Annotated in this window: 11 protein-coding genes; 3 read left to right on the plus strand and 8 right to left on the minus strand. The window is 62.3% G+C overall.

Translation table 11 applies throughout. The features are described from left to right. Positions 1–55: 55 nt before the first annotated feature. Complete coding sequence (locus tag DEM27_RS07025) at positions 56–802, minus strand: N-acyl amino acid synthase FeeM domain-containing protein (protein WP_420028801.1); 747 nt, start codon at positions 800–802, stop codon at positions 56–58. Between the two features lie 166 nt (positions 803–968). After that, positions 969–3,272 (minus strand): putative bifunctional diguanylate cyclase/phosphodiesterase, encoded by a 2,304-nt coding sequence (locus DEM27_RS07030; RefSeq protein ID WP_109457707.1) that lies wholly within the window; start codon positions 3,270–3,272, stop codon positions 969–971. Positions 3,273–3,557: 285 nt separating this feature from the next. Between DEM27_RS07030 and DEM27_RS07035 the strand changes: the two genes are divergently transcribed. Then, positions 3,558–4,097, plus strand: coding sequence for a TRAP transporter small permease subunit (locus tag DEM27_RS07035; RefSeq protein WP_109457708.1), 540 nt, complete (start codon positions 3,558–3,560; stop codon positions 4,095–4,097). Between the two features lie 30 nt (positions 4,098–4,127). Beyond that, positions 4,128–5,696 carry a TRAP transporter large permease gene (locus DEM27_RS07040; protein WP_109457483.1) on the plus strand — a complete coding sequence of 523 codons (1,569 nt, stop codon included), beginning with the start codon at positions 4,128–4,130 and terminating at the stop codon, positions 5,694–5,696. Between the two features lie 84 nt (positions 5,697–5,780). Here DEM27_RS07040 and DEM27_RS07045 read toward each other — a convergent pair whose 3' ends face one another. Continuing rightward, positions 5,781–6,887, minus strand: a complete 1,107-nt coding sequence (locus tag DEM27_RS07045; RefSeq protein WP_109457484.1) for a TRAP transporter substrate-binding protein — start codon at positions 6,885–6,887, stop codon at positions 5,781–5,783. A 309-nt stretch (positions 6,888–7,196) separates the two neighbouring features. Here DEM27_RS07045 and DEM27_RS07050 point away from each other — a divergent pair, with 309 nt between their 5' ends. After that, entirely contained in the window at positions 7,197–8,009 is an 813-nt protein-coding gene (locus tag DEM27_RS07050; RefSeq protein ID WP_109457485.1) for a gamma-glutamyl-gamma-aminobutyrate hydrolase family protein, read from the plus strand. Here the strand turns inward: DEM27_RS07050 and DEM27_RS07055 are convergent. From DEM27_RS07055 to DEM27_RS07075, 5 genes are all read right to left on the minus strand, one after another. Next, entirely contained in the window at positions 7,955–8,359 is a 405-nt protein-coding gene (locus DEM27_RS07055) for a hypothetical protein (protein WP_109457486.1), read from the minus strand. The two genes, DEM27_RS07050 and DEM27_RS07055, sit on opposite strands and share 55 nt — an antisense overlap. A 73-nt stretch (positions 8,360–8,432) precedes the next feature. Further along, positions 8,433–9,605 (minus strand): MFS transporter, encoded by a 1,173-nt coding sequence (locus tag DEM27_RS07060; protein ID WP_109457487.1) that lies wholly within the window; start codon positions 9,603–9,605, stop codon positions 8,433–8,435. Beyond that, entirely contained in the window at positions 9,602–10,042 is a 441-nt protein-coding gene (locus tag DEM27_RS07065; protein ID WP_109457488.1) for a PACE efflux transporter, read from the minus strand. Before DEM27_RS07065 ends, DEM27_RS07060 begins: the two co-directional genes overlap by 4 nt. Before the next feature lie 167 nt (positions 10,043–10,209). Further along, positions 10,210–11,175, minus strand: coding sequence for a 2-hydroxyacid dehydrogenase (locus tag DEM27_RS07070; protein WP_109457489.1), 966 nt, complete (start codon positions 11,173–11,175; stop codon positions 10,210–10,212). Between the two features lie 119 nt (positions 11,176–11,294). Beyond that, the gene (locus DEM27_RS07075; RefSeq protein ID WP_109457490.1) at positions 11,295–12,317 is read right to left on the minus strand and encodes a LacI family DNA-binding transcriptional regulator; all 1,023 of its coding nucleotides are present in this window, start codon (positions 12,315–12,317) and stop codon (positions 11,295–11,297) included. Positions 12,318–12,360 lie beyond the last annotated feature (43 nt).

The following is a 12,360-nucleotide window of genomic DNA, read 5'->3' on the forward strand; positions in this document are numbered from 1 at the left end:
ATAATATCACTCGCGGTAAACGCGCGACCAACGCTTTCGTTCCATCGCCTCAAAGTTAATGCGCGGTGACGAACCGGGCTGTCGGCAGGATGGTGAGCGGGGTGATGCCGGTGTCGGAAACGCGGGAAAACATCATGCGCCTTTCGAAGGCTTCCGATTTGAAGAACGGATAGCGCACATAGAGTTTCGGCAACACCTCCTTGACGCGCGTCGCCATCAGGGTGAGCTCGATGTTGTATTTGCCCCTGTTCTTCTGCGGCTCGACGAGCACGTCGGCCTGGAAGACGCGGCGATAGAATGCCGCATGCTGCGGGCTGACGAGCTGCAGCACCCGATCCGTGCCGAAATAGTCGGAAGCCATGGTGGCGATGCGCAGCGTCAGGTAAGGGATGGCCGGCATCTCCCGCATCACCTGGGGATCGGCGGCAAAACGCACCGGATCGATCAGCGACATGCCGGCATCGAGAAAGCCGTCGATCTCATCCGGGAAGACGCTGCCGGAGGAACTGACGCGATGCTCCGGCGTCACGTGATGCACCCGCACGGTACTGATCAGCCGTTCCTGATAATAGACCCCGAAAACAAAGGCATTGGGATCGAAATCGATGTCGTCGATCAGCGTCGATCCCTTGAGCGGCAGAATGTCGGCCATCTTGTAGGCCTTGTAACGGATGCGGGCGATATCCTCCATATCCTCGGAGGTTTCGACCCGGCGATATTCGACCCCGTCGAGAAGCCGCATCAGTTTGCCGTTGAAACCGCCGGAAGGCTCTACTCCAGTCTCGATCGCTTGGCTCATCATACATCCCCGTCAGCGTTAACAAACACTTAATGATACGGGGAGGCTGCAGGACACAACGTGTATCTGCAATTTGAACTAAATACCATTTATTAAGGTTAACAACCACTTAACCAATATGGTTAACGCGCTGGGGCCGTTAACGAAACGGCCGATGAAGATGGGAATTTCAGACCATTTTCTTCTGGCGCAGCATGGCGGCAGACTTGCTCGCCAGGGCTTCCATCAGCCCGAGCAGGCTCTTGGAGGGCAACGGAACCGAGAAGACGTATCCCTGGATGAGATCGGCGCACTGATACTTGTTCAACAGCATCAACTGCTCCTCGGTCTCGACGCCCTCGACGACGATGCGCAGGTCGAGTTCGCGTGACAGGTGGACGATGCCGCGCAGCAGCCTGAAACCCCGCGCCTCCTCGCTGATGTTGCGCACGAAGGACCTGTCGATCTTGATGACGTCCACAGGCAGGTTATCGAGATAGCTGAGGCTTGAAAAACCGGTGCCGAAATCGTCGATGGCAATAGTGACGCCACGGCTGCGCAAATGCGTGAGGATGCTGCGCGCAACACCCATCTCGGCCAGCAGCGAGCCTTCGGTGACTTCGAGATGCAGCCGCGAGGCCGGCAGACCTGCCTCGCCCAGAGCATCCGATACCACGTCCAGGATGTTCTCGTTGCGCAGATCCTGGACCGACAGGTTGACGGAGACGCCGATGTCGCCGGGCCACGAGGCACAGTCGGCGCAAGCCTGCTGCAGGACGAAGCGGGTGATCTCGGAGACGATCCCCATTTCCTCGGCAATCTGGATGAAGACATTCGGCGGAATGGAGCCGCGCTCGGGATGCACCCAGCGAACCAGCGCTTCGCAGCATTCGATGCGGGTGCCGTTCGGCTTGTACATCGGCTGGTAGACCACGTGCAGGCCACCCTGCTCGACGGCCTCTCCGAGATCGACCTTGAGCTTCTGGCGCTCGACGTAACGGGCATCCATTTCCTGCTCGAAGGCGACGCAGCTTCCCTTGGCGCGCGACTTGGCCTCGAAGAGCGCCAGGTCCACCTTGATCTGCCATTCCTCCTGACGGAACTCGTCGCTGCCGAGGATGACGTAACCGGCGCTGAAGGATACGCGGAAGGTCGTGCCGTCGACTTCGTAGAAACCGCAGATCGCCTCATGCGTCTCCCGGATGCGGGCATCGAGATCGACCCCGCCCTCGTCGGGGAAGAACAGCACGAACTGGTCGCCCATCAAGCGGCCGACGATCGTCGCGTCGCCGACAATGCGCTGCAACTCGTCGGCGACGCGGCAGAGCAGGCGGTCGCCGGTGACATGGCCCTTCATGTCGTTGACATGCTTGAATTCGTCGACGTCGAGGATCAGGAAGCCGACCTTGCCGCCGCCATCGTGCCGCCTGAACCAGTCCTGCACGCTTTCCACGAAGAATTCGCGGTTGGGAAGGCCCGTCAGCGGATCGTAGCGCACCATGTGCAGGATGCGCCGCTCGGCGCGAATGCGCGGCGTCACATCCTCGAAGATCAGCACGACGACGCCATCCGGCCGGCGGCTTGCCGTGAACTCCAGGAACAGGTTGTCGGAGAACTCCACCAGCGTGCGGGACAAGGAGCCGTCCGTCAGTTGCGTCAGCTGGCGCTGGATCAATGACGGCAGCGAGCCGTCGACAAAACTTTGCCGCGAACCGTAACGCAGCACGACGTCGAGATCGCAGTCTTTCAGGCTCGCCTGGTTGCCGAGATGCAGCAGTTCACAGGCCTTGCGGTTGGCCACCTGGATGCGGTTGTTGCCGTCGACCATGAACAGGCCGTGCGGCATGTTGTTCAGCGCCGTATCGAACCGGTCGGCGATCAGCGACACCTCGCGCGAGGCGATGACGTAATTGTAGAGGAATTCGCGCACGCCGTTCGCCATCATCCGCGTCGTCAGCAGGAAGGGAACGAGCAGCACCGCCAGCACGGCCATGAACGGATCGCCGACCAGCAGGAAACCGATCATGATCGGCACGCAGGCGCTCAGCGTCTGCAGGTTGACCGCCTTGCTGGACCCGTAATTGCGCCCGACGACCGAGACCATCGAGGCCAGGGTAACCGAGATGCAGGCAAGCTCGCAGAATGAATCGCGCAGGAAATAGATCGAATAACCGCTGCCGATGCCGAGAATGGCGGTGGTGGCCACGCCGCCATAGAGGTAGCGGAGTTCCCATTCTGCGATATCGCTGCGGCCGAGCGTGTTCTTGTCGGTGCGGTCGAAACGGCCGAACCAGTAGATGCGGAACAGGCAGACGCAGGCGAAGACCGCGGTGAGGTAGATGTAGAAGGCATCGCCGCTTTTTGCGTAGACGGCAGCATAGGTCACGACATGAACGATCATGCCGGTAAACAAGGTCTTGCGGTTGCCGAACAAAGAAGCGACGAACGACAGATACACCTCTGTCGGAACGCCGTTCGGGCTTCGAGTCTTCATCATGAGTTCCCTATGCGCGCCGCGGACCATAGGCGAAACGTTTTAAGATTTGATTTCGGGCTGAAACGATACCTCCGCCTGTTTTTCGATATTTGGGGCCGTTTCCGGCTGGCCGGCCGGAGCGGCGCAGCCACCGATCTCCGCCAAAAGGCGTGTTGCGCGAGGCTTCGTTTTTCCTCTATGCATTGAGAGGAGGAGATCGTGATGCCAAAGCGCTTTGGCATCACATAAAAAATGCCGCCGGTCCGTCCCACCGCAGGCATGAAAATGGGGAAGGAGGACAAGATGACGGTACTGCTCAAGATCAGCAGCGGCATCGACGCATTCAACAAGGCAATGGGTTATCTCTGCGAATATGCCGTCCTGTTCTGCTGTCTCGTCAGCGCAGCCAACGCCATCATCCGCTACACCTTCAGCTACAGTTCCAACGCCTGGCTGGAAATCCAGTGGTATATGTTCGCCTTCATCGTGCTGATGGGCGCATCCTACACGCTGCGCATGAATGAGCATGTCCGCGTCGACCTGATTTACGGTGCGATCTCCGAGCGCGCCCGGCTGCTGGTGGACATGATCGGCATCGTGGTCTTCCTCCTGCCCGCCTGCCTCTATCTCGCCTGGGCCTGCTGGCCGGTTTTCGTCACCTCCTTTTCACAAGGGGAGATGTCGTCGAATGCCGGCGGCCTCATTCGCTGGCCGGTCAAGCTGGTGCTGGTCCTCGGCTTCCTGTTCCTTGCCGCGCAAGGCCTGTCCGAACTGATCAAGCGCATCGCCGCCCTCGGCGGCTGGATCAAGCTCGACACCAAATACGAAAAGCCGCTGCAATAAGCGCCCGCCGGGATCAGAAGGAAACCACCCTTGTTTACCTACGGAATTATGCCGCCCCTGATGTTCGTGGGCATGATCCTCTTCATGCTTTACGGCTTCCCGGTGGCTTTCTCGCTGGCAGCCGTCGGCCTGTTTTTCGGCGTCATCGGCATCCTGACCGGACATTTCGACCCGGTCTTCCTGCAGGCGCTGCCGCATCGCTTCTTCGGTATCGTCTCCAACGACCTGCTGCTGGCCATCCCCTTCTTCACCTTCATGGGCGCGATCCTCGAACGCTGCGGCCTGGCCGAGGACCTGCTCGAAGGAACCGGCAAGCTGTTCGGCGCCATCCCCGGCGGCCTCGCTTATGCCGTCATCGTCGTCGGCGCCATCCTCGGCGCCATCACCGGCACGGTGGCCGCCTCGGTCATCACCATGGGCGTGATCTCGCTGCCGATCATGCTGCGTTACGGCTACAACCAGCGACTGGCGACCGGCGTCATCGCCGCCTCGGGAACGATCACCCAGCTCATCCCGCCGTCGCTGGTGCTCGTCGTCCTGGCCGACCAGCTCGGCCGTTCGGTCGGCGACATGTATCTCGGCGCCATCGGCCCGTCGCTGCTGCAGGTGGCGATCTTTCTCGTTTTCATCCTGATTCTGTCGATCGTCCGGCCGAAGGACATGCCGCCGCTGCCGCCGGAGGTGCGCGGCGAGCTGGACATGAAGCTGCTTTTCAAGGTGCTGGCCGGCATGATCCCGTCGATCGTGCTGATCTTCCTGGTGCTCGGCACGATCTTCATGGGGCTTGCCACGCCGACGGAAGCCGGCGCGCTCGGCGTCGTCGGCGCCATGGCGCTCGCCGCCATGCACCGCCGCCTGACCTGGCCGCTGATCCGCCAGGGCATGAGCTCGACGATGCACATCACCTCGATGGTGGTGTTCATCCTCATCGGCTCCACGTGCTTCAGCCTGGTCTTCCAGGGCATGGATGGCTCCTTGTGGATCGAACACTTGCTGACCGGCCTGCCGGGCGGCCCGATCGGCTTCCTGATCTTCGTCAACATCTTCATCTTCATCCTCGCCTTCTTCCTGGATTTCTTCGAAATCGCCTTCATCGTCATCCCGATGCTGGCACCGGTGGCGCAGGCGCTCGGCATCGATCTCATCTGGTTCGGCGTGCTGATCTGCATCAACATGCAGACCAGCTTCATGCACCCGCCATTCGGCTTCGCGCTCTTCTACCTGCGCTCCATCGCGCCGCGGGAGGTGAAGACGACGGACATCTACATGGGCGCCCTGCCCTGGCTGGTGATGCAGCTGATCCTGGTGGCCGTGGTGATCTTCTGGCCGCAATCGGTGACGCATTGGCTGGACAAGGGGCCGCAGGTCGATCCGAACTCGATCAACATCATCGTGCCGGGCTTCGGCGAGAACACCGGCGACCAGATGCCGAATTTCGGCCTGCCGCCGATCGGCTCCGACGACAAGGGCAACACACAGCTGCCGGGCCTCAGCCTGCCGGCGCTGGACGGCCTGCCCGGCGAACAACCGGCCGGCGGCGAGCAGAAACCGGAACAGAAGCCGAAGGTCGATCTCAGCCAGCCGCCGATCATCCAGTAAGGACCGCTCTTCGCTTATCAAAAGACCCCGGATCATCGATCCGGGGTCTTGCATTGTGCAGCAATGGGAGGCGCAGAATCCCGATCAGAGCTTGCCGGCGCGCTGCTGGATCATCATGAAGGTATCGAAGGTGTATTCCGACAGCTGCATCCAGAGGTAACCTTCCTTCTTGAAGGCGACCTGATCGTCATAGATCTTCTTGAAGGCGGCGTTGCCGGCGGTGATTTCGGCATAGACGCTCTGGGCCGCGCCATAGGCGGCCTCAAGGATCTCCTGGCTGAACGGCCGCAGCACCGTGCCTTCGGCAACCAGCTGCTTGACGGCCAGCGGGTTCTTCTGGTCGTATTTCGCCATCATGCTGGTGTTGGCAAAGGCGCAGGCGTCGATAAGCACCGTCTGGTAATTCTTCGGCAGGGCATTCCACTTGGCGAGGTTGACGAAGGAGTGGATGACCGGACCGCCTTCCCAGAAGGCCGGGTAGTAGTAATATTTCGCCACCTTGTTGAAGCCGAGCTTGTGGTCGTCATAAGGGCCAACCCATTCGGCGGCGTCGATAGTGCCCTTTTCCAGCGCCGGGTAGATGTCGCCGCCGGCGATCTGCTGCGGGATGACGCCGAGCTTCTCGACGACCTTGCCGGCGAGGCCGGCGATACGCATCTTCAGGCCCTTGAGGTCCTCGACGGTGTTGATCTCCTTGCGGAACCAGCCGCCCATCTGGGCACCGGTGTTGCCCGAGATCATGCCGTAGAGATTATGCCCGGCGTAAAACTCGTTCATCAGCGTATTGCCGTTGCCTTCGTAGTACCAGGAGTTCGTCAGGCGCGCATTGAGACCGAAGGGAATGGCCGTGCCGATCGCGAAGGTCGGGTCCTTGCCGACGTAATAATAGGAGCACGTATGGCACATTTCCACCGAGCCTTCGCTGACGGCGTCGGCCGCCTGCAGGCCCGGGACGATTTCGCCGGCCGCAAATGGATGGATCGTGAAATTGCCGCTCGTGGCATCCGAAACATGCTTGGCGATATCGACAGCGCCACCGAAGATCGTATCCAGGCTCTTCGGGAACGATGACGTCAGGCGCCAGGTGATCTTCGGGTTTTCCTGGGCGATTGCAGGTGCTGCCAAGACCGATGCCGCAGCAGCACCGGCGCCCGCGACACCCGCCTTTTTGATGAATGAACGACGATCCATAAACATGCCTCCCTCTTGTGGCGCCGCCTGCCCTTTTTCCTCTGAAGACACGCAGCAATGGCAGGAGCTAAACATGTTGCCCTGCCGGTTTCAAGCGTTGAAACTGTTATTCTTTTGGCGCACGGACGGCGTGAATCGACGCCGTTTGAGGCCATTTCGCGACAATGGAGCACAAGAACGCCGGCCGGCTGCGGCCCCGCCACAATTTTCCGGCAAGACCATTGCGAAAGAGGGTGAAAATCCGTTGACTTGCCCCCATTTCTGGTTTCTCACAACGGATCAGATATTTCATTTTCGAACGGAGTTTCCATGTCCAAGCCTTTCGTGGCCGTTCCCGCCGACATCAGGGAGTTCGACAGCACGACCTGGCACGCGGTCCAGACGCAATACATCCGGGCAATCCACAAGGTGTCCGGCGTCATGGCGATGATCGTGCCGGCGCTCGAAACCGGCAACGATCCCGATGCCCTGCTCGACCGTGTCGACGGACTGCTCGTTTCGGGCTCCGCCACCAACGTCCATCCGGCACTCTACGGCGCGGAAGTGCGCGAAAGCGACGGACCGTTCGATCCCGCGCGTGACGCGACGTCGCTGCCGCTGATCCGCCGGGCGCTCGAACGCGGCATTCCGTTGCTCGCCATCTGCCGCGGTATCCAGGAACTGAACGTCGCGCTGGGCGGCACGCTGGCCACCGAGATCCAGGACATGCCGGGCATGTGGGACCACCGCAAGCCCGACGGCGTGCCGCGGGAAGCGGCTTACGCCATCCGCCAGGACGTGCACATCAAGGAAGGGTCCTGCATCGCGCGCTACATCGGCACCGGCTCGGTTCAGGTCAACTCGCTGCACCGGCAGGCGATCTCGAAGACTGCGCCGCGGCTGCAGGTGGAAGCCATCGCCGAAGACGGCACCGTCGAAGCGGTTTCGGTGATCGACGCCAAGGGTTTTGCCATCGGCGTGCAGTGGCATCCGGAATACTGGGCCGAGACGGACCAGCCGTCGCGCAAGCTGTTCGAGGCATTCGGCGATGCGGTGCGGGCCTATGCCGCCGAGAAGGCGGCGCCGGCTCAATCGGCGGTGCGCAGGGCGATGTCGGCTTCGGCCGGTTCGATGGCCTCGTAACCGGGGCCGTCGCCCGCCACGATCATCAGCACGGCTTCGCCGCTGGCATCGGCCAGGATGACGGTGCCGTCCTCGTTTTCCGTCCAGGTTTTCGCCGACGCCAGACCCGGCCAGACGGCATTGCAATCCGCAGGCGCGTTGAATTCGCGGCTGCGGCGCGAGACGGGTTCGCCGCGCTCGGCCATGCATGCGCTCTGGCCGGCATTGCTCGTGACCGAAAACCGCTGCGGCGCATCGCGATGGATGGAACCCGAAACGATCGGATCGACATGCGGGGAGGTCTGGGGCAAGAGCACCCAGCTGATGGCGCCGACCATGACGGCCGCTGCCGCAACTGTGAAAATCCTCATCTGCCGTCTCCTGGAATCACTGGGACTGGTGACAGGATGCCGCGTGAAACTTGCTAAATGGTTTATTAATGCGTCATGATGGCCGAGTGATGGCGACCGCCAGCGTCACTGTGATCATCATGGCCATGATCGCCACCAAGGCCACCGGCAGGGACGCGACGGTCAGCAATGCGCTTGCGGAGATGACGCCCAGCGCATTGGCCGTACGCAACAATGCGAAGACTTCCGGTCGCCTCTGCGGCGGCGCCAGCGCGTCGAGGCTGAGCGAATAGTGGGTCGCCAGGGGTGCGAGCACGAAGCCGATCAGCACGGCGCCGGCAACGGTGAGACCGATCGAATGATTGAGCGCGGCCATCACCGACCCGATCGTCATGACCGAGAGCTGCGCCAGCACGGCGTTGCGTGTTGCCATGCGGTTACGCACGCTGACCCATATGCCGCCGCTGACCGAGGCCAGACACAAGGGAACCGTGAACAGGATTGCCAGGGCCGGCGCATAACCGAAGTTCAAGGCCAGCGCCACCGCGCCGATCTCGATGGCTGCGACGGCGGCGCCGCCTGCAGCGGCACAGATGAGCCACAGCAGGATTGCCGGGCTGAGGATCGAGCCTTTGGCATGGGGCAGGTCCTCCATATGCGCCGAACGCACATGAGGAACGAGAAATGCCGGCAGGGCGCCCAGAAGCGTGATGGCTAGAAGCGCAAAGACGGGCGAGATCGTGCCCAGGCCCGAGGCTGCCACCGGGGCCAGAACGAAGGTCGCCTCGTTGAGCGTCGCCGCGATCCCCAGCGCCCGCGGCAACTTCGATGCCGGCGCAAGCTGGTTAAGAACGGAACGCAGGTAACCGAAGGCGGCTCCATTGACCGAGCCTGCGACGGCCGCGAGCAGGATGAGCCACGGAAAGGCAACTTGATAGGCGGCGCAGACCACGATTGCGCCCAGCGCCAGGGTGCGGAACGCCACCAGCAGCTTCAGCATCGTTGCCGAGGGCAGGGTCTTGCCGAACCGCGTCAACGGAATGGCGCCGGCCACCTGGGCCAGCGTCATCGCCAGGATCATCGCCGCGCCGCCATTGGTTTCGCCGGTCAGGCCAAGCGCCAGCAGCGAGAACGCCACCGGACCAGCCGCCTGCGGCACGTTCAGCGTCGCGGAGGACGCAAACCAGCGGAACAACGGCCAGCGGCTGGAAGAGCCATCGGAAAGACTGCCGGAGCCGCCGACGGACGTATCGTGATGAGTGGTCATTGCACTTCAGAAGATTGTATCTTCCACTCGGGCAGCGGAAAGATGTGATCATAGGCCCAGTTGAAGACGAAGGCGTACAGCATGTAGAAAAGCGAGAACGAGACGTCCATCACCAGTGCCTGCCAGAGCGAAACGCCGAGATACCAGGCGATGAACGGCATCAGCACCGTCAGCAGGCCCACCTCGAACAGGACGGCATGATAAACGCGCACCAGGCCGCTTTTCGCGGTCGTACCGGCGGTCCGCTGCAGCACCCAATCGAACATGTAGTTATAGGCAAAATTCCAGCCGGTCGCGATGGTGGCGCTGACGAGGCTCACGACGCCGATGTCATGCATCGGCATGTTGAACACCAGGGCACCCAGCGGCGTCACGGCCAGCAGGCCCAGGATTTCAAAGCTGACGGCGTGACGGATACGATCAGGAACGGAACGCATTTTTCCTCCAGAATGCCCGGGCCGTCCCGGGCGGACTTAACCCGATGAAGGGGGAGGCCGTCCTCGCTTACATGATCACAAGGATACAGACCGACAGACGCGATTGCAACGCTCCAATTGACGGGAAAACCGTGCGGGCCCCGGCCTCCTTGCGGCAAGGGCCGGCTTCAGCCGCTCCGGAACGGCGTCTCCGGCACCGGCGTGCGCGCCGCACCCTTGTCGAACCAGTCGAGGATGTTGTCGGCCACCAGATCCGCCATCGCCTGCCGCGTCGGCACCGATGCCGAGGCGACATGCGGCAGCAGGCTGACATTGTCGAAGCCGAGCAGGGCTTCCGGCACATTCGGCTCGTCATAAAAGACATCGAGCCCGGCGGCGGCAATGGTCTTGTCCGCAAGCGCTGCGGCCAGCGCCTCCTCGTCGACGCTCCAGCCGCGGCCGACATTGATGAAGACGCCATTGGCGCCGAGCGCCCGGAAAATAGCGGCATCGACCGCCTTGTGCGTCTCCACCGTCTTCGGGACGATGCAGATCAGCGTATCGACCGCCTCCGCCAGCGCGGCCAGCGAGGCGAAATGGTCATAGGCGACGTCGGTGCGCGGCGTGCGGGTATGGTAGCTCACCTTGACCTTGAAGGCTTCGAGCCGGCGGGCGATTTCGAGGCCGATGCGGCCGAGGCCGAAAAGCCCGACATGCCGGCTGCGCAACGACAACGGCGACAGGGGGAACGCCCCCTCCGCCACCCAGCGTCCGGCCCTGAGGTAGTTTTCCGCCTGCGGCAGACGGCGCAGCGTGTTGAGCAGCAGGCCGATGGTGGTATCGGCCACCTCATCATTGAGGACATCCGGCGTATTGGTGACGACGATCTTTCTCTCCGCAGCGGCGCGCACGTCGACGCCGTCATAACCGACACCGAAATTGCCGATGATTTCCAGGTTGGGCAGCGCATCGAACCAGCCCGTCGGAAAGCTGCCGGACACCGCCGCCCCGCGAACGGTGGCAGCCGTTGCCGCATCCAGCGGCAAGGTGGCTCCGCGCTCGACGGGAATCACCGTGTAGCGCGCTTCCAGGCGCTCGGTGACCCGACGGTTGATCTGGCCGGGGATGAGGATGGCGATATCGGATTGCGGCATGGGATCTATCCAGGATGGCAGGAGCGATTCCGGCGGTAAAACAAGACGGTCTGTTTGCGGAATTGCGGGAAACAAATGATATGGAGCATGCCCGCGCCTTGGCGAGAGGCAGACATGCCTTACAGGCGATTGCTGATGGGACCGGTGGACTGGCGGATGCGCATCTCCGGCTTGATGAGGTGGATACCGTCCGGCTCATGGCTGCCGATGAGCTTGTCGAGCAGCGCCCGCGCCGCGAGCCGCCCAACCTCGGCCTGGCCATTCCAGACGGTGGTCAGCGCCGGCGTGGCGATCGCCGCCTCCTCCAGATCGTCGTAACCGGTCACCGAAATATCCCGGCCGGGTACGAGGCCGGCGCGGGCGATGCCGTTCATCAGGCCGATGGCGACGAGATCGTTCCAGCAGACGGCGGCCGTCGGTTTCTGCGGCAGGGACAGGAAATGCACGGCGGCCTCGAAACCGCCCTGTTTCGAGCGCGGCCCCGGAATGCGCAGGTCGGGATCGACCTCCATGCCGGCCTTGCGGAGCGCATTGACATATCCCTGGTAACGGTCGCGCCCGGTCGACGTCTGGTCGGTGCCGCCGATCATCGCGATGGTGCGATGGCCGAGGCTGATCAGGTGATTGGTGGCAAGCGAAATGCCGTAGCTGTCGTCGCCGCGATAGGTGGGCATGTCGACGCCCTCCATCGAGCGGGCGACGAGGATGGCCGGCATGCCGTTGTCCTCGGCCAGCTTCATGTCCTCGATGGGCGTGCCGATGGCCGGCGACATGATCACGCCGTCGCCGCCGAGCTGCAAAAGCGTCTCGACGAAGCTGCGCTGCTTCTCCACCGAATCGTAGTGGTTGGACAGGATGAAGGTATGCTGGCTGCGGTCCAGCTCGCTTTCGATCGCCTTGAGGATTTCGCCGTAGAACGGGTTCATGATGTCGTGCACGACGACGCCGATGATGCCGGAGCGCGAGGTGCGCAGGCTGGCGGCGCGGCGATTGTAGATATAGCCGAGGGCGCGCGCCTGTTCCTTGATCCGGTCGCGGGTGGTGGTCGCCACCAGCGGGCTGTCGCGTAAGGCAAGGGATACGGTTGCGGTGGAGATCCCCAGCGTTTCCGCAATGGTCGACAGTTTGATCTTTTGAGCCACCGTTCCTCCCCCGCCTCACGCGCGCTCAACCGGCAACATCTCT

It is taken from the genome of Rhizobium album (genome assembly GCF_003122325.1).
GTDB classification, from domain to species: Bacteria; Pseudomonadota; Alphaproteobacteria; order Rhizobiales; family Rhizobiaceae; genus Metarhizobium; species Metarhizobium album.